This is a genomic window from Elstera sp. (assembly GCF_044372965.1).
Taxonomy (GTDB): domain Bacteria; phylum Pseudomonadota; class Alphaproteobacteria; order Elsterales; family Elsteraceae; genus Elstera.
On the sequence record NZ_JBILQX010000057.1, the window covers coordinates 1 to 19,205 of the forward strand.

Annotated in this window: 22 protein-coding genes and 1 tRNA gene; 13 read left to right on the plus strand and 10 right to left on the minus strand. The window is 62.8% G+C overall.

Features of this window, described 5'->3' with window-relative positions; all coding sequences use genetic code 11:
- Positions 1 to 132 precede the first annotated feature (132 nt).
- On the plus strand, positions 133 to 1,056 hold the full coding sequence (locus tag ACIQ36_RS09215) for an ABC transporter ATP-binding protein (RefSeq protein ID WP_395828475.1): 924 nt from the start codon (positions 133 to 135) through the stop codon (positions 1,054 to 1,056).
- Between the two features lie 5 nt (positions 1,057 to 1,061).
- Positions 1,062 to 1,796 (plus strand): ABC transporter permease, encoded by a 735-nt coding sequence (locus tag ACIQ36_RS09220; protein ID WP_395828477.1) that lies wholly within the window; start codon positions 1,062 to 1,064, stop codon positions 1,794 to 1,796.
- On the opposite strand, the gene ACIQ36_RS09225 is transcribed toward ACIQ36_RS09220, so the two are convergent.
- Positions 1,783 to 2,364 (minus strand): YgjV family protein, encoded by a 582-nt coding sequence (locus ACIQ36_RS09225; protein WP_395828479.1) that lies wholly within the window; start codon positions 2,362 to 2,364, stop codon positions 1,783 to 1,785. The genes ACIQ36_RS09220 and ACIQ36_RS09225 overlap by 14 nt on opposite strands.
- 154 nt (positions 2,365 to 2,518) lie before the next feature.
- A complete protein-coding gene (locus ACIQ36_RS09230) occupies positions 2,519 to 2,815 on the minus strand; it encodes a DUF1244 domain-containing protein (RefSeq protein WP_395828481.1) in 297 nt (98 codons plus the stop codon).
- A gap of 146 nt (positions 2,816 to 2,961) precedes the next feature.
- Here ACIQ36_RS09230 and ACIQ36_RS09235 point away from each other — a divergent pair, with 146 nt between their 5' ends.
- Positions 2,962 to 3,294 (plus strand): DHCW motif cupin fold protein, encoded by a 333-nt coding sequence (locus tag ACIQ36_RS09235; protein WP_395828483.1) that lies wholly within the window; start codon positions 2,962 to 2,964, stop codon positions 3,292 to 3,294.
- Positions 3,295 to 3,301: 7 nt separating this feature from the next.
- Here ACIQ36_RS09235 and ACIQ36_RS09240 read toward each other — a convergent pair whose 3' ends face one another.
- From ACIQ36_RS09240 to ACIQ36_RS09250, 3 genes are read right to left on the minus strand one after another with little or no spacing between them, the layout of a single operon-like run.
- On the minus strand, positions 3,302 to 4,432 hold the full coding sequence (locus ACIQ36_RS09240) for a carboxylate-amine ligase (RefSeq protein WP_395828485.1): 1,131 nt from the start codon (positions 4,430 to 4,432) through the stop codon (positions 3,302 to 3,304).
- Complete coding sequence (locus ACIQ36_RS09245) at positions 4,429 to 5,226, minus strand: N-formylglutamate amidohydrolase (protein WP_395828487.1); 798 nt, start codon at positions 5,224 to 5,226, stop codon at positions 4,429 to 4,431. The genes ACIQ36_RS09240 and ACIQ36_RS09245 overlap by 4 nt, the downstream gene beginning before the upstream one ends.
- The gene (locus tag ACIQ36_RS09250; protein WP_395828489.1) at positions 5,223 to 6,149 is read right to left on the minus strand and encodes a 2OG-Fe(II) oxygenase; all 927 of its coding nucleotides are present in this window, start codon (positions 6,147 to 6,149) and stop codon (positions 5,223 to 5,225) included. Before ACIQ36_RS09250 ends, ACIQ36_RS09245 begins: the two co-directional genes overlap by 4 nt.
- Before the next feature lie 265 nt (positions 6,150 to 6,414).
- On the opposite strand from ACIQ36_RS09250, the gene ACIQ36_RS09255 reads away from it, so the two are divergent.
- The 3 genes from ACIQ36_RS09255 to ACIQ36_RS09265 are packed head-to-tail and all read left to right on the plus strand — an operon-like array spanning position 6,415 to position 9,410.
- On the plus strand, positions 6,415 to 7,566 hold the full coding sequence (locus ACIQ36_RS09255; RefSeq protein WP_395828491.1) for a Re/Si-specific NAD(P)(+) transhydrogenase subunit alpha: 1,152 nt from the start codon (positions 6,415 to 6,417) through the stop codon (positions 7,564 to 7,566).
- A gap of 8 nt (positions 7,567 to 7,574) precedes the next feature.
- Positions 7,575 to 7,988 (plus strand): NAD(P) transhydrogenase subunit alpha, encoded by a 414-nt coding sequence (locus tag ACIQ36_RS09260; protein ID WP_395828493.1) that lies wholly within the window; start codon positions 7,575 to 7,577, stop codon positions 7,986 to 7,988.
- A 12-nt stretch (positions 7,989 to 8,000) separates the two neighbouring features.
- On the plus strand, positions 8,001 to 9,410 hold the full coding sequence (locus ACIQ36_RS09265) for an NAD(P)(+) transhydrogenase (Re/Si-specific) subunit beta (RefSeq protein ID WP_395828495.1): 1,410 nt from the start codon (positions 8,001 to 8,003) through the stop codon (positions 9,408 to 9,410).
- Positions 9,411 to 9,630: 220 nt separating this feature from the next.
- Here ACIQ36_RS09265 and queF read toward each other — a convergent pair whose 3' ends face one another.
- A complete protein-coding gene (queF, locus tag ACIQ36_RS09270; RefSeq protein ID WP_395828517.1) occupies positions 9,631 to 10,101 on the minus strand; it encodes a preQ(1) synthase in 471 nt (156 codons plus the stop codon).
- Between the two features lie 139 nt (positions 10,102 to 10,240).
- Here queF and hisS point away from each other — a divergent pair, with 139 nt between their 5' ends.
- The 4 genes from hisS (at position 10,241) to ACIQ36_RS09290 (ending at position 15,068) form a co-directional block, all read left to right on the plus strand.
- Positions 10,241 to 11,491, plus strand: a complete 1,251-nt coding sequence (hisS, locus tag ACIQ36_RS09275) for a histidine--tRNA ligase (protein WP_395828497.1) — start codon at positions 10,241 to 10,243, stop codon at positions 11,489 to 11,491.
- A 12-nt stretch (positions 11,492 to 11,503) separates the two neighbouring features.
- Complete coding sequence (gene prfA / locus ACIQ36_RS09280; RefSeq protein ID WP_395828499.1) at positions 11,504 to 12,577, plus strand: peptide chain release factor 1; 1,074 nt, start codon at positions 11,504 to 11,506, stop codon at positions 12,575 to 12,577.
- Positions 12,561 to 13,427: a peptide chain release factor N(5)-glutamine methyltransferase gene (prmC, locus tag ACIQ36_RS09285; RefSeq protein WP_395828501.1), complete on the plus strand. Its 867-nt coding sequence runs from the start codon at positions 12,561 to 12,563 to the stop codon at positions 13,425 to 13,427. The genes prfA and prmC overlap by 17 nt, the downstream gene beginning before the upstream one ends.
- A gap of 258 nt (positions 13,428 to 13,685) precedes the next feature.
- Complete coding sequence (locus ACIQ36_RS09290) at positions 13,686 to 15,068, plus strand: DUF4167 domain-containing protein (RefSeq protein WP_395828503.1); 1,383 nt, start codon at positions 13,686 to 13,688, stop codon at positions 15,066 to 15,068.
- 51 nt (positions 15,069 to 15,119) lie between these two features.
- Here the strand turns inward: ACIQ36_RS09290 and ACIQ36_RS09295 are convergent, their stop codons facing one another.
- Positions 15,120 to 16,286 (minus strand): benzoate/H(+) symporter BenE family transporter, encoded by a 1,167-nt coding sequence (locus ACIQ36_RS09295; protein ID WP_395828505.1) that lies wholly within the window; start codon positions 16,284 to 16,286, stop codon positions 15,120 to 15,122.
- 95 nt (positions 16,287 to 16,381) lie between these two features.
- Between ACIQ36_RS09295 and ACIQ36_RS09300 the strand changes: the two genes are divergently transcribed.
- The gene (locus ACIQ36_RS09300) at positions 16,382 to 17,077 is read left to right on the plus strand and encodes a GntR family transcriptional regulator (RefSeq protein ID WP_395828507.1); all 696 of its coding nucleotides are present in this window, start codon (positions 16,382 to 16,384) and stop codon (positions 17,075 to 17,077) included.
- Here the strand turns inward: ACIQ36_RS09300 and ACIQ36_RS09305 are convergent.
- A complete protein-coding gene (locus tag ACIQ36_RS09305) occupies positions 17,074 to 17,613 on the minus strand; it encodes a TetR/AcrR family transcriptional regulator (RefSeq protein ID WP_395828509.1) in 540 nt (179 codons plus the stop codon). The two genes, ACIQ36_RS09300 and ACIQ36_RS09305, sit on opposite strands and share 4 nt — an antisense overlap.
- Before the next feature lie 83 nt (positions 17,614 to 17,696).
- Here ACIQ36_RS09305 and ACIQ36_RS09310 point away from each other — a divergent pair, with 83 nt between their 5' ends.
- Positions 17,697 to 18,164: a DUF1348 family protein gene (locus ACIQ36_RS09310; RefSeq protein ID WP_395828511.1), complete on the plus strand. Its 468-nt coding sequence runs from the start codon at positions 17,697 to 17,699 to the stop codon at positions 18,162 to 18,164.
- Positions 18,165 to 18,176: 12 nt separating this feature from the next.
- On the opposite strand, the gene ACIQ36_RS09315 is transcribed toward ACIQ36_RS09310, so the two are convergent.
- Positions 18,177 to 18,253, minus strand: a tRNA-Met gene (locus ACIQ36_RS09315).
- Positions 18,254 to 18,542: 289 nt separating this feature from the next.
- On the opposite strand from ACIQ36_RS09315, the gene ACIQ36_RS09320 reads away from it, so the two are divergent.
- Positions 18,543 to 18,794: a hypothetical protein gene (locus tag ACIQ36_RS09320; RefSeq protein WP_395828513.1), complete on the plus strand. Its 252-nt coding sequence runs from the start codon at positions 18,543 to 18,545 to the stop codon at positions 18,792 to 18,794.
- On the opposite strand, the gene ACIQ36_RS09325 is transcribed toward ACIQ36_RS09320, so the two are convergent.
- Positions 18,791 to 19,205: HIT domain-containing protein (locus tag ACIQ36_RS09325; RefSeq protein ID WP_395828515.1), on the minus strand; the 415-nt coding region annotated here is incomplete at its 5' end. The two genes, ACIQ36_RS09320 and ACIQ36_RS09325, sit on opposite strands and share 4 nt — an antisense overlap.

Consider the following 19,205-nt stretch of genomic DNA (forward strand, 5'->3'; position numbering starts at 1 on the left):
CATGTTCCAAGGCGTCTTCGCCAATGCCGGAAACCTTGTGCTGCTGGGCGCGGTGCCGATTGTGCTGCTGGCCCTCACCCTTGACGCGCTATTCCGGCTGCTCGCCGCCCTCGCCCAACGGGGACGCACGGCATGATTAAATTCGATAGCGTCACCAAGGTTTTCGATACTTGGACCGCGCTGGACCGGGTTTCGCTCGACGTTCCCGCCGGGGAAATCTGCGCCCTCGTCGGCACCTCCGGGTCGGGGAAATCCACCCTGCTGCGGTTGGTGAACCGGCTCATCGAACCCACAGACGGCGATATTTGGTTGCGCGGGGCTAAAGTGAAAACCGTGGCCCCGGAGATGCTGCGCCGAAGCATCGGCTACGTCATTCAATCGGTTGGGCTGTTTCCGCATTGGACGGTGGCGCGCAATATCGCCACCGTGCCGCGCCTCATGGGCTGGCGGGAGGCGGACATCACCGCGCGGGTGAAGGAACTTTTCACGCTGCTCAGTCTGGATGGCGACCGGCTCGGCCCGATGTATCCGCACCAGCTTTCGGGCGGGCAGCAACAGCGCATCGGCGTCGCCCGCGCGCTCGCCGCCCGGCCCGATTTGCTGCTGATGGACGAGCCCTTCGGCGCGCTCGACCCGCTCACCCGCGCTGGGCTGCAAGCCGAACTGCTCCAGCTTCAGCGCGAGACCGGCACCACCATTCTGTTCGTTACCCATGATATCGACGAAGCCTTACGCCTCGGCAACCGCATCGCGGTGATGGACCAGGGCCGCCTGCTTCAGGTCGGCACGCCCCAGGAGATTCTAACCGCGCCTGCTACGCCCTTCGTGCAAGCTTTCATCGGCGGGGAGGCGGTCGGCTTGCGCCTCCTCTCCCTCGCCACCGCCGCCGACCGGCTGCGCCCTGGCGAGGCACCGCCGGAAACGCCCGCGATTACCGACGCGCTACCGCTCGACCAAGCCTTGTCCTTAATGTTGGCGCGCGGGGTATCGGTCCTCGGCGTGCAGAACGCCCAAGGGAAGCCCGTGGGGGTTTTGCATCGGTCGGACCTGGTATGAGGCTGGTGCGCGACCCTCTGGTTTTGAGCGCCGGGCTGCTCGCCGCTTTGGTGTTAGGCTTGCCCTATAGCCGCCCGCTGTTCGCGGCGCTGTTTCCGCAGATCGAGCGCCCGCTGTATCAGGCCGATCCGTTTTGGCTGTTGCTGCTGCAGCATCTCGGTCTGGTCGCCGCCTCCAGCCTTGCCGCCGCCCTGTTGGGGATTGGGGCCGCGATCTTCGTTACCCGCCCCGTAGGCCGCGAGTTTCGCAGTCTGCTGGCGACGCTCGCCACCTTGGGGCAGACCTTCCCGCCCGTCGCGGTGCTGGCGATTGCCGTGCCTGCGATGGGGTTCGGGGCCGAACCGGCCTTGCTGGCGCTCACGCTCTACGGGCTGCTCCCCATTCTGGAAAACAGCCTAACCGCCTTCGATCAGGTACCCGAGGCGGTGCGCGAAGCCGGGCGCGGCTGCGGCATGAGCGGCTTTCAACTGTGGCGGGCGGTGGAATTGCCGCTCGCTGCGCCGCTGATTCTGACCGGCGTGCGCTTGTCGGTCACGGTGAACGTCGGCACGGCGGCCCTCGCCTCAACGGTTGGGGCGAAATCGCTCGGGTTGCCGCTGATTATCGGGCTCAACTCCGCCAATACCGCCTATGTGCTGCAAGGCGCGCTGCTGGTCGGCGCGTTGGCCCTGACGCTTGATCTGGCGCTAGCGCGATTGGTACAGCGGGCCGAGGCGTGGCGACGGGCTACGCCGGGTTAACTTTTGGCGCGCTGGGGCGGAGTGTAAACTTGCGCACGGCGCGGTAAATCGGCCGCAACGCCTCGCGGATCGAGCCCCCGGCGCGGCGTTCGCGGTAAATGCCGATGCTATTGGTCAGAACGGTCAGCGTGTCGGAGGTGAGGGCGAACAGTGAGCCAACGATCATATTATGGCTCGACCACCCGGCAATGCAGAGGATGAACAGCAGCCGCATGCGGATCGGGTTCGTTTCCCAGCGCCCCAGCGCCGAGACGAACAGCCCGAAGGCCGCGCCCGCGCTCTGCGGCCCCGCCCAGGTGGCGGCAACGAAGGCCAGCATCACGGGAATGGTCAGCCAGAAAATCGCGCCCGCCCAGCGCGCCGGGCGGAAACTGGCGGTCAGCGCCTGGATCACGACGAGGGTACACATGACCGCGCCGGTGTAAGCGTCTGGGCCGATGGCGGCATAGTGCGACGCCCACAGCAGGCTCGACAATGCCTGAATGCCGAGCAGCAAACGCCGCCCCCGCACCACGGGCCACACGAGACCAGACGCAACCGCAAGCGCGCCGAGAGCTTCCGCCAACATGGGGGACCAAGCCTATTTATCCAGAGATGTGAGGGAAGGCTTGGAGCCGCGCGGCCCTGTCCTGCTCAGGTGGATTGATCATACCAAACTGGATACAAATTGGATTCTGCTTTCCCTGCGCCCCTGCCCTCACAGGGACGCATGTGCAGCATGATTAATGTTGCGGATTTGCCGCTACAAACGCCGCCTTCTGCTCCGGCGAGGCTTCCGCCTGATGCAGCTTTTTCCAATCGTCATAGGGCATGCCATAGATGATTTCCCGCGCTTCTGGGTCGCTCAACGGAACGCCTTTTTCGTCAGCGGCGGCGCGATACCATTTGGAGAGGCAATTGCGACAGAAGCCCGCAAGGTTCATCAAATCGATATTCTGCACATCGGTGCGCTCGCGCAAATGCTGCACGAGGCGGCGAAAGGCGGCGGCTTCAAGCTCGGTGCGGGTGGTATCGTCCATAATCGGCTCCTCGGGAATGGTGCTTCACAGATAGGGGCCGCGCTGCCCAACGGCTAGGGGGAACAATTGTCCGGGAGACAGGTTTACCTTTGACGGAACCCTGCCGCCCGCGCGAGGCTGGCCTGTTCGAGTTTTGGAGAGCGATTATGGAACTACCGCCGCTGCCCTTCACCGTCACCGACTGGAGCCAAGTCCCGCCGACGCACCATACCGGCGAAACCGGCACCGCCGAATGGCGCAGCTTCACCTTGGGCACTATCCGCATTCGCCAAGTCACCTATTCTCCCGGCTATCTCGCCGACCATTGGTGCGACCGGGGGCATATTCTCTATGTGGTTAGCGGCGAGCTTGAGACCGAGTTGAAGGATGGGCGTAAATTTCTGCTGACCCCTGGCATGAGCTACCAAGTCTCCGATTTCGGCGACGCGGCCCATCGGTCGGCGACGAAAACCGGGGCGGTGCTGTTTATTGTGGATTGAGGGAGGCCTAAACCCCCATCACCGTCTCGGCGATGAGGTGATCGACAACCGCCTTCAGCGCGTCGTCCTTGTCCGCCCCGCCCGCGAGCGCCGCCTGGAACACGCTGCGCTGCCGGTCGGCACTCGTGCCGCGCGCGAGGATGGTGCGCGCCGACAGAAGTTCGGCGGTACAGCCGAAATGGGCGGCGTCTTCGGCGCAGAGTTCGATCATCTCTTCCAAAAGATCCGAGAAGGGCACGATGGTGCCCTTGCCGAAATCGGCGAGGCCTTCTTCCAGCCCATAGCGTTGCGCGCGCCAGCGGTTTTCGGAAATCAGCATGCGCGCATAAAGCCGCCAGCGCTGGTTGGAGCGGCGCAAGCGCCACAGCATGCGCAGCAGGCAGCGGTAGAGGGTGGCAATCGCAATCGTATCGTCGAGCCGGGTGCAGATATCGGTGATGCGCAACTCCAGGGTTGGGAAGCGCGCCGAGGGCCGCAAGTCCCACCAGAGGCGCGTCGCATCGTCGATCACGCCGGTATTGACCAAGCCGCGCACCTGGCGCTGATACTCGCCCCAGGATTCGAACACTTCCGGCAGCCCCGTGCGCGGCAAGCCATTGAAGACCGACAGGCGGAAGGATTTCAGCCCGGTATCGTCCCCGCGCCAGAAGGGCGAGGAGGTGGAGAGCGCCAGCAGATGGGGGAGGAAATAGGTGATCTGGTTCATCAGATCGATGCGCAGTTCTTCGTCCTCAATCCCCACATGCACGTGCATACCGCAGATAACCAAACGCCGCCCGACCATTTGCAGATCGCGCGCCAGCAGCGTGTAGCGCTCGGCATCGGTATGTTGCGAGCGGCCCCAGTCGGTGAACGGATGGGTGGCGGACGCAATCGGCGCAAGCCCGAAGCGGCCCGCAACCTCGGCCACCGTGCGCCGCAGTTGTGCCAAATCGGCGCGCGCGTCGGACAGCGTCGAGCGCACTTTGGTGCCGACTTCGATTTGTGCTTTCAGGAATTCCGGGCTCACCTGATCGGCCAGCGCGGCTTTGCATTCCGCCATCAGTTCGGGCGGCGGGGAGACGGCAATATCGCGCGTCTGCCGGTCAACGAGGAAATATTCTTCCTCAATGCCCAGGGTAAAGGCGGGTTCGTTCATGGCTGGCCTCCCAGCAGAATGGGGCGGAAGACGCGGGTGAGCCGGTCGGCCCAGGCGGTCACGCCCGCGGCGTCGCTAATCAAATCCTGGCGGATTTCCAGCAGCACATGGGGCAGGCCGCGCGCCTCGGCGTGGCGGTGGATGGTGTGGCTATCGTGATCGCGCCCGGAATAGGGCTCGTTATCCCCCACGGTGAGATTGCCCTCCGCCTCCAACGCCCGCATCAGGGGCAGCGCAATGCGCCCGTCTTCGTTCCACAGAACGCCGATATGCCAGGGCCGTTTGAACCCCGCCAGCACCGGCGTGCAGGAATGCATCGAGATAATCGCGGGGGAGGTGCCGCGCGCCTTCAACCCATCCAGCATCTCAACGATGGCATTATGATAGGGGTGATACAGCGCGTCGATCCGCGCCGCGCGCGCTGCCGCCGACAGATGCTGATTGGCGGGAACCTTCGTGCCGTCGCTCACCGGAGGGATCGAGGTGCCATCATCGAGCGCGCGGTTGAGATCGAGCACGAGGCGCGAATAACCCGAGAGTATGGCGGGCGCATCGAATTTTTCGGACAGAATGCGCGTTACGGCTTCTGCCCCAATATCATAGGCGATATGGCGTTCCATATCCTTGGCCGACACGCCAAAGCCGCCCGTTTCGGGCCGGTCGAGCGACCGAGGCACGCGCGGACTGGCGTGATCGCAGAGAAACAGCACGGGGGCGCGGCCTTCAGCGTTGAGAACGGTAACAGCGGGCGGTTCGTCGGGCGCCAGCAAGGGCGTCGGGGCGGGGGTACTCATCCCTCTTTCAAATCCTGATGGCGTTCAGGCGTCAAGGGGGTCTTCGCCCGATGCAACCAGCCGTTCACCGTCCAGCGCCCATCCAGCGGATCGGTGGCGGCGCTGTGGATCTGCGTGACCGTATGCATCTGGCGCGACTGGAAAAGCACCAGGGAATTATGGGTCGGATCGATGCGGGTGAAGCTGAGGTCGCCGCCGCCGGGCGGATCGAACAGCAGCAAATCGCCGCCCGAAAAACGCCGGGGCAGACGGTGGAAATAATAGATGAAGGTTAAGTGCCGTGCCCAGCTTGGCGCGGCGGGATTGGCAGAGGCGTCGCTATGCACGCTAAAGAAGCCGCCGTCGCTATGGCCCGTCACCTGAAGCTCGCGCTTGCCGACCGCAAAGGGGGCAAGGCCCAACCGAGGGAGAATATTGGCGCGGGCGATCACCTCCTCGAGCCAGGGTAAAAACCAGGCGCGCACCGAATCGGCCCGCTCCAACAGTTGCGCAACCCGCGTTTCCCCATCGACGCGCGGCTGGGTTCCGCCGGTATAAACGCCTGCGGGCGCGAGGCTCGCGCTGTCGTCCGTGAGACTCTGCCACAGGCGCGCTTGTTGGTCGGCGGACAAAACATCGGCGAGTTGCACGAAGGGCGTCGGCCCCTGTGCGCCCTCCGGCAGCGGTGCGCCCGCAAAAATCGCCGCGCCCGCTTGGGCCCCCAAATCGTGGGGATCGGAAGCAAGCAACGCGCGATAGGCTTCCCCCGCCTCGGCCCCGCGCCCAAGACCGCGCAAGAGGCTGGCCCGGCGATGCAGCCCAATTCGATCCGTTGGGGTAAGCCGCGCCTCCAGCCCGGCGAGAAACTGCACGAGCACGGCGGGCTGCGTCATCCGCTCGACCAGGGAGGGTGGAAGGCGATGGGAGGCAGGAGCAACGGTCATTCGGGGGCCTCCAGGCGAGAGAAAAGCACACGCATCTTATGGTACTCAACGACGGCACGGTTTAAAACCAAACCACACGAAACCGCAGCTTCGCCCCCCGCATTAACGGCCAATGAAAAATCGGGCTAATCATGTCTAAAACGTTTCATTTCGCTCAAAATCCAAGTGAAATCTGAAAAATTATTGCTCGCCTTGCGTGATATCGGGCATGCTCACCGATGCGTCAACCGGACGCAGTATGTTAGAGGAAACAGGGCGTGCGGGCATGAAAATCGCAGTACTTAAAGAACGCCGGCCTCATGAGCGGCGGGTGGCCGCTTCCCCCGAGACGGTTAAAAAATTCATCGGCCTGGGTGCCAGCGTCACGGTGGAAACCGGCGCGGGCGACGGGGCTTTTTTTCTCGATGAGGCCTATCAGGCTGCCGGGGCCACAATTGCCGCCAGCGCCGCCGAGGCCGTAACCGATGCCGAGGTGATCCTAAAAGTCCGTCGCCCCTTGGCGGCAGGCGAAGGGGACCTGGACGAGTTGGCCCTGCTGAAGCCGGGGCAAGTGGTCGTCGGGCTGATGGATCCCTACGGCGGGCAGGCGGACGCCTTGGCCGCAACGGGGGTTACGGCGATTGCGATGGAATTCGTTCCGCGCATCACCCGTGCGCAGGTGATGGACGTTCTATCGTCCCAAGCCAATCTTGCGGGCTATAAGGCCGTGATCGAAGCCGCGTCGGTTTTCGCCCACGGCTTCCCGATGATGATGACCGCCGCCGGAACCGTTCCCCCCGCCCGCGTGCTGGTGATGGGCGCAGGCGTGGCCGGGCTTCAGGCGATTGCCACCGCGCGCCGCCTGGGCGGCATCGTGTCGGCCACCGACGTGCGTCCCGCGACGAAAGAACAGGTGGAAAGCCTGGGTGCAACCTTCGTCGCCGTGATCGACGAGGAATTCCAGCAGGCGCAAACTGCGGGCGGCTACGCCAAGGAAATGAGCGCGAGCTATCGGCAAAAGCAGGCCGACCTGATCGCGGACACGATCAAAAAGCAGGATATCGTCATCTGCACCGCGCTAATTCCGGGCCGCAAAGCCCCGATTCTGGTGACGGAAGCGATGGTGAAAAGCATGAAGCCGGGCTCGGTCATCGTCGATCTCGCGGTCGAGCAAGGCGGCAATTGCGAATTGGCCGAGTTCGCGCAAATCGCTGTGAAGCACGGGGTTTCGATTATTGGCCACGCCAATATGCCGAGCCTGATCGCCTCCGACGCGAGCGCCCTCTACGCCCGCAACCTGCTGGCGTACCTAACGCCGCTGGTCGATAAAGAGACGAAGAAACTCACCCTCAATGAAGACGACGAGATTGTGAAAGCCAGCCTGATCGCCAAGGGCGGCGCGCTGGTTCACCCCTCGCTCGTCAAGCCTGCTGCCTGAGGTGCGCCATGTCTCCTGAAGAATTTCAACGCGCCGCCTCGGGCGTTGCCGACCAAGCCCAAATGCTTGCAGGCGAAATCCAGGCGCTCGCACTCAACGCCAAAACCGTCGCGGCCACCGCAGCGGCGCACGGCGGCGTCGATCCCGCAATTTTCGGCCTCACGGTCTTCCTGCTCGCCTGTTTCGTCGGCTATTACGTGGTGTGGAAGGTAACGCCCGCGCTGCATTCGCCGCTGATGGGTGTGACCAACGCCATTTCCTCCGTCATCATTGTCGGCGCGCTCATTGCCGCCGGGCCTGCCGATGTTAGCTTTGCCAAAGTGATGGGGTTCTTCGCCGTCATTCTGGCCAGCGTGAATATCTTCGGCGGCTTCATCGTCACGCATCGCATGCTGTCGATGTTCAAGAAAAAGACGAAGTAGGGGGGCGCGACCATGTCTGAAAACCTATCGGCGCTGCTCTATCTCGTCGCCTCCGTGTTGTTCGTGCTGTCGCTGCGCGGGCTCTCCAGCCCGCAAACGGCGCGGCAGGGCAATCTCTTTGGCATTGTCGGGATGGCGATTGCCATTATCACCACCCTCGCCGGGCCGCATGTGCTGAGCTACTGGCTCATCCTCGTCGCTATTCTCATCGGCGGGTCGGTCGGCTCCTTCATCGCCTGGCGCATCCAGATGACGGCGCTGCCGCAGTTGGTGGCGGCTTTTCACAGCCTCGTCGGGCTTGCGGCGGTGTTCGTGGCGCTCGCCACCTTCTCCGCCCCGGACGGCTACGGCATTACCGATGCGAACGGCATTAAGCTGATTAGCCGCATCGAAATGGCCATCGGCCTTGCCATTGGGGCCGTGACCTTCACCGGCTCGATCATCGCTTTCGGTAAGCTGCAAGCGCTGATTTCCGGCAAGCCCTTGGTGTTTCCGGGGCAGCATCTGCTGAACGCGGGCCTTGGCCTTGCCATTGTCGGCCTCACCGTGTGGTTCTGCATCGATCAAAGCTGGATGGCCTTCATCCTACTCTGCCTGGTGTCGCTGGCCCTCGGGTTCCTGCTGATCCTGCCGATTGGCGGCGCGGATATGCCCGTGGTGATTTCGATGCTGAACAGCTATTCCGGCTGGGCGGCTTCGGGTATCGGCTTCACGCTGCATAACAATCTGCTGATTATCACCGGGGCGCTCGTCGGCTCCTCCGGCGCGATTCTGTCCTACATTATGTGTAAGGGCATGAACCGCTCGATCTTTAACGTCATCCTTGGCGGCTTCGGCACCGATGGCGGCAGCGCGCCTGCCGCAGGCGGCGGCGGGGGCGGCGGCGACAAGCCGGTCAAATCCGGCTCGGCGGACGACGCAGCTTTCATTATGAAGAACGCCCAAAGCGTCGTGATCGTGCCGGGCTACGGCATGGCCGTCGCTCAAGCCCAGCACGCCTTGCGCGAAATGGGCGATTTGCTGAAGAAGGAAGGCGTGCAGGTGCGTTACGCCATTCACCCGGTCGCGGGCCGCATGCCGGGGCATATGAATGTGCTCTTGGCGGAAGCCAATGTTCCCTATGAGGACGTGCTGGAGTTGGAAGAAATCAACCGCGATTTCGGCACGACGGATGTTGCCTTCGTCATCGGTGCGAACGACGTGACCAACCCCGCCGCGAAAACCGATCCGACCAGCCCAATCTACGGCATGCCGATTTTGGACGTGGAAAAGGCCAAAACGGTGCTGTTCATCAAACGCTCGATGGCGTCTGGCTATGCCGGCGTCGATAATGAGCTGTTCTTCCGCGACAATACGATGATGCTGTTCGGCGACGCTAAGAAAGTCACCGAAGAAATCGTGAAAGCGATCGAGCATTCGTAAAAGACAGAAAGGGGCGTTTTCGGACGCCCCTTTTCAACACCGTAGACCGGTTAAAAGCGGGCTGCTGCCCGCACCCGCTTGGGGAGCAAACTCCCCAAGCCCGTCTTTTTTTTCTATCAATAAAAACAAAGGGGGACCGGGGCATTGCCCCTCGGGCGTTTGACGCGCAAAGCACGTCGGGACGGGTTTCGGCGGTAGCCCAATTATACGCTGCGACGGTTTACCCCCGCCCACGATAGGACGGCACCGCCTGATCCGGCACCCAAACGCCTTCGGGCGCGGGGCCGGTTTGGTAGAAAACGTCGATGGGAATGCCGCCGCGCGGGTACCAATAACCGCCGATGCGCAGCCATTTCGGTTGAATGGTGGCCACAAGCCGCCGGGCGATGCCGACGGTGCAATCCTCGTGAAACGCCCCGTGATTGCGGAACGATGTGAGGAAGAGTTTCAGCGACTTGCTCTCCACCAGCAACGCGCCGGGGATATAGTCGATGACCAAATGGGCAAAGTCGGGCTGCCCGGTCAGCGGGCACAGGGAGGTGAATTCCGGCGCAACAAAGCGCACGACGTAATCCACATCCTGCGTGTTGGGAACGGCTTCCAACACGGCGTCTTCGGGGCTCGCGGGTTGAGCGGTTGCCTGCCCGAGTTGGGTTAATCCGGAATATTTGCCAGCGTTTTGGTGAGTCATGATGCCCTGACTATAGCGGGCCGATGCGGCCTGACAAGGCCCCTGCCCGTCCTTATCGTTAACCGCCCCCTTGACCCACGCCGCTAAAGCCGATAGCCGAAGGGTTTCGAAAGCCAATCCTCATCCAAGGAGAAAACCCGTGGCGCAGTTGCAGCCGGTACGCGGAACCCATGATCTTCTGCCCGAAGACGCGCGCCGACACCGCCATGTGGCCGAAACCGCTTGTCTTATTGCCGGGCGCTATGGGTTCGAGGGGATGGCGACGCCGATTTTCGAGTTTGTCGATGTCTTCGCCCGCACTGTCGGCGAAACCTCCGATATCGTCTCGAAGGAAATGTACGTCTTCACCGATCGCGGCGGGGAAACCCTGGCCTTGCGCCCGGAAGGCACGGCGGGCGTGGTGCGCGCACTGATTTCCAACAGCCTCACGCAATCCTTGCCCTTCAAAGCCTTCTACTACGGCCCGATGTTCCGCTACGAGCGCCCGCAAAAGGGCCGCCTGCGCCAGTTCCATCAAATCGGCGTGGAGCTGATCGGCCCGGCGACGCCGCTCGCCGATGTGGAAGTGATTACGGCGGGGGCAGATATTCTCGAAGCCCTCGGGCTGCTGGACCGGGTGCTGCTGCACATCAACACCCTGGGCGATGCCGAAAGCCGCACGGCCTATCGCGCCGCGCTGGTCGAATATTTCTCGGCGCATAAAGATAAGCTCTCGGAAGATAGTCTCGCCCGGCTGGAGAAGAACCCGCTGCGCATTCTCGATTCCAAGGACGAGGGCGATAAGGCGCTGGTGGCGAACGCCCCCTTGTTCGGCGAGTATCTGACCCAGGCCGCCCAAGAGTTTTTCAAGGCCGTCACCGATGGGCTGACCGCCGCCGGGATAGCCTTCAAGCATGATCCGTTGCTGGTGCGTGGGCTCGATTACTATTGCCATACCGCCTTTGAATTCGTGACCACCGACCTCGGCGCGCAGGGCACCGTTCTCGCGGGCGGGCGCTATGATGGGCTGGTGGAACAAATGGGCGGGCCTGCCACCCCCGGCGTCGGTTGGGCCGCTGGGGTGGAGCGCTTGGCGATGCTGGCGACCGAACCGCCCGCCCCGCCGCGTGCCCTCGCCTTAATCGCCCTGGGCGAGGCCGCCGAACAGGCCGCGATTCCGCTCGCCCGGTCGTTGCGGCGCGCTGGAATCGCCGTCGATCTCGGCTATAGCGGCAATATGAAAAAGCGCCTCGCCCGCGCAAATAAAATCAACGCGCGCTTTGCCGTGATTTTGGGCGAGGATGAACTCGCGCAGGGCGTGGCGCAGTGGCGCGATTTAGATCAAGGCGCGCAAGGGCCGGTTCCGCTCGCGGAACTGGTGGGCTATGCCCGCGCCGCGTTTCGGGAATAAGGGTAGCTGGTCATGAGCATGGAAGAAAAACTGGCGCGGCTGACGCAGCGTCACAAAGACCTCAACGAGTTGCTCGCCCAAGAAGGGCTTGACCCGGCTGAAATGGCGAAGCTCTCGAAGGAATATTCGGACCTCACGCCCATCGTCGAGAAGATCGGGGAACTCACCGAAGGTCAGCAGGAACTCGCCTCGCTCGCGGCCATGTCGGAAGATATGAGCCTTGATGCCGAAATGCGCGATTTTGCGATGCAGGAGTTCCACGATCTGAAAGATCGCCTGCCCGCGCTGGAGCGGGCGCTCTATATCGAGCTGCTCCCTAAAGACGCTGCCGACGAGAAAAACGCTATTCTCGAAGTCCGCGCGGGCACCGGCGGGGAGGAAGCCGCGCTGTTCGCCTCCGTCCTGTTCCGCATGTACCAGCGCTACGCCGAACTCCACGGCTGGCGCTTCGAAGTGATGGACGTGGCCGATACGGGTCTGGGCGGGATCAAGGAAGCCAGCGCCTCCATTACCGGACGGGGCGTGTTCGCGCGCCTCAAGTTCGAATCGGGTGTTCACCGGGTTCAGCGCGTGCCGGAAACCGAAAGCTCGGGCCGGATTCACACCTCCGCCGCCACCGTCGCCGTGCTGCCGGAAGCCGAGGAAGTCGATATCCATATCGACGAAAAAGACCTGAAGATCGACGTGTACCGCTCCTCCGGCCCCGGTGGCCAGTCGGTTAACACCACCGATAGCGCGGTGCGCATTACGCACTTACCGTCCGGTTTGGTCGTCATTCAGCAGGATGAAAAATCTCAGCATAAGAATAAGGCCAAAGCGCTGAAAGTGCTGCGCGCCCGCCTGTATGATGCCGAACGTCGCCGTCAAGACGAGGCCCGCGCCGCCAATCGTAAAACCCAGGTTGGGAGCGGCGATCGGTCGGAGCGCATCCGCACCTATAACTTCCCACAAGGCCGCGTAACCGATCATCGGATCAATGTGACCCTGTATAAAATCGACAAGATCCTCAACGGCGAAGCCCTGGATGAAATGATCGAGGCGCTGATTACCGAAGATCAGGCCGAACGGCTTGCCGAAATCGCCTGATCCACAGGATCTGTGGCGGGAGGCAACCCGCCGCTTGAGCGACGCGGGAATTGAGGGCGCGCGCCTGGATGCGCGCCTGCTGCTGGAAGCGGCTTTCGGCTGGAAACCCCACGCGCTGACCTTGGGAACGCCTGAGGTTTCAGCGGAGGGGCTTACGCGGTTTGAAGGTTTCCTCGCCCGCAGGCTGGCGCACGAGCCGGTCAGCCGCATTCTCGGCCTGCGCGATTTCTGGTCGCTGCCGTTTCGGATTTCCCCGGCAACGCTCGACCCGCGCCCGGATTCGGAAACCTTGGTGCAGGCGGTGCTGGATCGGACGGAGAAAAACGCGCCGCTGCGGCTGCTTGATCTTGGCACCGGCAGCGGTTGCCTGCTGATCGCGCTGCTCACCGAACGCCCGAACGCCTGGGGGGTGGGAGTTGATCGCGCCCCTGCGGCGGCGGCGATGGCTCACCTGAATGCGCACGCGCTTGGCGTTGCCGACCGGGCGGCTTTTGCGGCGGGCGATTGGACCGATCCGCTGGCGGGGCGCTTCGATGTGATTCTCTCCAATCCTCCTTATATTCCACTCGCCGACCGCGCCGGACTGGCCCCGGACGTGCGCGACTATGATCCGGCCCTGGCCCTCTTCGGCGGCGTGGACGGGCTTGATCCGTACCGGCGTTTTGCCGGGGAGCTTCAGGCGTTCCTGGTGCCAGGGGGGCTCTTGGCGCTCGAAATCGGCTGGGATCAAGGGGAAGCGGTGCAGGCGCTCCTGCAACAGGCGGGCTGGCATTCTGTGGCTTGTTTGCCCGATCTTGGCGGGCGCGACCGGGTGATTGTTGCTAATTCGCCACAAATTGGGCCATTTTAAGACTCCCCCTGACAGAAAACAGTTGGAAACGCCGGGGGTTGCGTCTAGGGTCAACCTGTTCCGGCACTTAGTGATCTTAGATCACGCGCGGATCAGGATCGCGGATGCGCCTGATCTTAGCGCCTCCCCAGTCAGGCGGGGGAGACGCACCGGGGGACACCATGAAAATTGGTTTCCCGTGGAACTGGAACCCCAGGTCATTGGATGAATAAGCAGCCAAAACCCTGCCGACAAACATACTGCCAAGAAACGGGTACCATGAGACAAGGTCCGCAGATTAAGCGTCCCCGGGGACGAAGCCAAGGCGGCTATCAAGGCAATAACAATCAGAGCAATGGCGGAGGCGGGAATAATAATAACCGCAAGCCAGGCTCGGCGCGGCATCAAACCTTCGATAGCAATGGCCCCGATACGCGCGTGCGCGGCACTGCCATTCAAGTTTATGAAAAATATATGTCTCTCGCCCGTGATGCGACCACCTCCGGGGATCGCGTGATGGCGGAGAATTATTACCAGCACGCCGAACATTACTATCGTATTATCGCCTCGTTCAGCGAAGGCCAGCCCTATATTCCCCAGCATATGCAGCAGCGCGATTCCTTCGATTACGATCAGGATGACGAGCGCGCGCAGGACCAGGGCGATGCAGGCGCACAGGAATCGCCGGGCCTTGATGCCCCGCAGCCCGATCTGCAGCTGGGCGAAAATCCCCGCGTCGATGCGCCCCGCACCGATGCCCCCCGTACCGATCTTCCGCGCCCCGAAGGCGGGCGTTACGAGGGCGAACGGCGCGAGCCGCGCCGGGATTATCGCAACGAAGGCCGCAACGAGCCGCGCGGCGACTATAATCGCAATGAGCCGCGCGCTGACTTTAATCGGGGTGAGCCGCGCGGAGACTATAGCCGGAACGAACCCCGCGCCGACTATAACCGCAACGAACCGCGTGCGGACTATAACCGGGGCGAACCCCGCGCTGACTATAATCGCGGCGAGCCGCGCGGCGAGTATAACCGCAACGAGCCCCGCGCCGAGTATCGGGGCGAACGCCGACCGGACCCGCGCCAAGATCAACGGGGCGAGCCCCGTCAAGATCCGCGCCAAGATCAGCGGCCCGACCCGCGCGCCGATACGGGCGATTACAACGAACATCCCGCGTTTCTGCGCCAACCCGCCCGCCGCCCGCGCGACGAGCAGGAGCCCCGGCAAGATCAGCCCCGGAACGAGCTGCCGCGCAATGAGCCGCGCGGCGAAGGTCGCCCCGAAGGCCGTGGGCGTGGCCGGTCCTCCTATCAGGGCGGTTACGAGCAGCAGCCTTACGAACAGCCCGCTGCGGCGGCAAATGCCGGTCCGGTAACGGTTATCACCCCCGCAGGCGGTGGTCTGCCGCCGCTGGAAACGGCGCCGATTGCCGCGCCGCCGCCGCCCGCGCCGGTGGTTGTGGAAGCGCCCGCCCCCGCGCCGACGCCGGTCGTCATTCCGATTGCCGAAGCGCCCGCGCCGACCCCGGTGGAGGCTGTGCTGCCGCTTGATCTACCGGTCCCGGAACCTGTCGCCGCCGATGCCGCACCGGACGCCCCGGCGGAGCCGCCCAAGCGCAAGCGCGGCCGTCCGCCGAAAGTAAAACCGCCCGTCGAGGCGTAGTATCAAGCCCCGGTTCCTCGCAGGACCGGGGCTTTTTCTGAGGTTTTTTTCTTAGGCTTTTCTTAGGGCGAGCATCAGCGCGCCGCCTGCGACCAGCCCCCAAAACGCCGGGCCGATACTAAAGAAGCCGATGCCCGAGGCCGCGACGGTAAAGGTGAGGATCACCGGCAACCGTTCAGCCTCTTTCGCGAGACCCCCAGCAAGGGCGCTGGCAAGGCTGGGGAGCAACGCCAATCCCGCCACGGCTTGAATGAGCAACGGCGGGGCGGCGGCGATGAAAGCGGCGGCATAGCTCGCCCCCAGCCCCAACAGAATATAGGTTGCCGCAGCGGCCACCGTGGCGCGATAGCGCTTGCCGGGATCGGGATGGGCTTCCGGCCCGGCGCAGAGCGCGGCGGTAATCGCCGCCAAATTCATTGCCTGCCCGCCGAACAGGGCGGCCACCGCACTGCCCATGCCGGTGATAATGAAAATCGGGCGCGTGTCAGGATCGTAGCCATTGCCGCGCAGCACGGCGAGGCCGGGGATATTCTGCGAGGCCATCGTCACGATAAACAACGGCAACCCGATGCTGATGGCCGCTTCCAGCGAGAAGATTGGCAGCACCAATTCCGGGCGCGGCCAGGCGGCGGCAAGATCGGGCAGGGGCGTACTCCAAGCGATCAACCCCGCCGTCACCGCCACTGAAACCGGCACGGCATAAAGCCGGGCGAAGCGCAGCATGAGCGCCCAGGTGAGCAGAATCGGCAGGGTCAGCCACGGCAGCGCCGCCATCGAGCGCACCGGGGCAAGGCAGAGGTCGAACAGCACCCCCGCCAGCATCGCACTCGCCAACCCCATTGGAATCCGCCCAACCAGCCGACCGAACAGCGGCCAGAGCCCCGCCAGCACGATCAACCCCGCCGCCACGAGAAAACCGCCGACCGCCGCCGGAAAGCCGCCCGTCGGCACGCCGGTCGCAATCAGCAGCGCGGCACCGGGGGTAGACCAGGCGATTGAGATCGGCAGACGGCTAAAAAGGCCCATTTGAATCCCAATGAGCCCTTTCACGACGCAGAGCGCCAAAAGGCCGGAGGCCGCCTGGATCGGCGTTGCCCCCGCCGCCGCAAGCCCCTGAAGCACAATCGTAAACGCACTGGCAAAGCCCACCACCGCCGCCAAAATCCCGGCGCTGGTCGGTTGAATAAAATCGCCTGCCCCCGCGCCCTGCCCCGCCATCGCTCAACCCTCGGCTTGCCCTTCCCGCCCAAAAGGGGCAGGGTATCCGCATCAGTTAATCGGATTTTGGATCCAATCGACAAGAGGGTTTTTCGATGCCCCCCGACACGATGCCCCTGGCCGGTCTTGCAACCCTGCTGGAGCAGCAGCCGGTTCGCCCGCGCACGGCGACCGAATTCGTCGAAGCGGCGTTGCGACAGGCGATTCTCGGCGGGCACATCGCCCCCGGAACGCCCTTGCGGCAGGAAGATCTCGCGGCGCTGTTCGGGGTGAGCCGCATGCCCGTACGCGAGGCCTTGCGCCAGTTGGAAGCCCAGGCGTTGGTCGATTTCGAACCCCATAAGGGCGCGGTCGTCACCGAGATTTCCGCCGAAGACGCCGCCGATAATTACGCCATCCGCCGCGCGCTGGAGCCTGCCGCCTTGGCGCTGTCAATCCCGAACCTGACCGGCGACGATTTCGAACGGGCGGAAGAATTGCTGAGCGATCTGGACGGCGAGGAAGACCAAGCCCGCTTAGGCGACCTCAACCGCCGTTTTCATCTCTGCCTTTACGGCGGAGCGGGCCGCCCGAAGCTGCTGGGGCTGGTCAACGCTCAACTCGCGGTCGCCGACCGCTATTTGCGTTTCCATTTGGCGGCGAAGGGCAGGGATCATCTGGCGCAAGCGGAACATCGGGCGCTGCTCGCCGCCTGCCGGGCGCGCGATGCGGCGGCCGCGCAGGCGGTGCTGCTCCAGCATCTCGATACGGCCGCCGAAACCATTGCCCGCTTCTTTGCCGAACGCGGCTAAGCGGTTAGGCCGTTAACCAGCCGCTCAAAAGCCGCAAGCGCCGCCTCCGGGGTAGGTTCGAAGCTGGCGCGCAGGATCGCCCCATCCATTGCTACACAGAGCGCGAGCGCCTGGGCGTCGCGGTCGGGGCCGGGCGGCAGCAGATCGGCCAGAACCGCCGCCACGTCATTCTTGTGGGCCAGGGTGATGCGCTGCACCTCCGGCAAGGCGGGGCCGATATCGCTGACGCTGTTGAGAAAGGCGCAACCGCGAAAGCCGGGGTCGCGGAACCATTCTTCCAGCGTTGGAACCAGGGCCGCGAGCGTGCCGCAGTGCCTTGCCAACCCGCCCCTGAACCAGTCCATCCAGCGGGTATGGCGATAGTCGAGATAGGCGAGGATCAGGTCATTCTTGCTCGGAAAATGCCGGTAGAAGGTGGTTTTCGTCACCCCCGCCTCGGCGATGATCCGGTCGATGCCAATGGCGCGCACGCCCTCGGCATAAAAGAGATCGTGGGCAGTGTGCAGAATACGGGTGCGGGCGGCAGAAGGGTTCATGGAGTCATTATAGACAGGTCTGTCTACCTGAGCTAGAGTCGAGATCTAGACAGACCTGTCTACATTTCTTTCTGGAGCCGATTATGGACGAAAAGCCGCCCCTACCTCCCTTCACCGCCGAAACCGCTGCGCTGAAAGTACGCCTCGCCGAAGACGCCTGGAACTCGCGCGACCCGGAACGGGTAGCCCTGGTGTATACGGACGACACGCACTGGCGGAACCGGGCGGAATTTCCGGTGGGGCGGGAGGATGTGAAAGCGCTGCTTCACCGCAAATGGGCGCGGGAGTTGGACTATCGGCTGATTAAAGAGCTTTGGGCCTTTACCGATAATCGCATCGCCGTGCGGTTTGCCTATGAATGGCACGATGATTCGGGCCAATGGTTCCGCTCATACGGTAATGAGAATTGGGAGTTTACGGCGCAAGGGCTGATGCAGCGGCGCTTTGCCAGCATCAACGATCTGCCAATTGCCGAAAGCGCGCGGAAATTCTTTTGGCCGCTTGGCCGCCGCCCGGACGGTCACCCGTCACTGAGCGATCTCGATCTTTAGAGAATTGAAGAATGGTGGCGGGAAGTGGAGTTGAACCACCGACCTTGGGCTTATGAGTCCCCTGCTCTAACCAACTGAGCTATCCCGCCACATACGGACCCTTCAAGGCCGTCTTCACTAACGATCCGCCCCCGCCCTGTCAAGCGTTAAGGGAAAATTTTCTAGGGGCCGCTTTGGTGTCCCAACGAATCGCCGCCCGGCAGGCACTTGCGGACATTAACCAAAATAAAACATCGCTATTTTTGCGATTTTTTAGATATTAACAAAGATGAATTTCCCGAAAAAAGACTGGCAATCCATTGACACAACGCCCCCTTGGTGCGCCATACTTTCTTTCTAACGCATTCTAAAGCGGTGAAGTCTGCGGGCAGTGACAAAATGAATCAAACCGACGTAATAATTAGATTTTCTTTTGAAAATACAAAAAAATGCCTTTTCCACGCCCTAGTCGTTTTATTTTTAAACGGCTCTACAGTTTTGCTGCTGTTAGGAAAAACCGAAAATCAGGCGCTCGCTTTGATGCCGATTTTGCTTACCATTCCTCTTCTCACGCGGTTGTGCTGGATTTTTGGTCAAGAAATACGGCGACTGGCCAATCATGGCACACAGAGAGGTGAAACTTCGCTTTAGGCGAACCGGGCGCGCAGATCGGCTAACAACGCGGCAAGCGCCACGTCATCATAGGGAGCCGCCGCGCCACTCCCCCAAACCGGGCCGGGCCAGGCCGCATCCCCTTCGTTCCGCGCCACAATATGCACATGCAACTGCCGCACGATATTGCCGAGCGCGCCGATATTGAGCTTCAAGGGCGTGGCCACCGCGCGTAAAATCTCGGCGCACTGGGTTATTTCCGCCCCGAGGCGCGCCTGATCCCCCGGCGATAAATCGAGAATTTCCACCGCCCCCGCCCGGCCCGGCACCAGGATAAGCCAAGGAAACCGCGCGTCTTTCATCAAAAGAACGGTGCAAAGTGCCAGCGCCGCCACGGGGACCGTATCCTGCGCAAGTCTGCTATCGAGCGAAAACTCGCCCGTCGCCCCA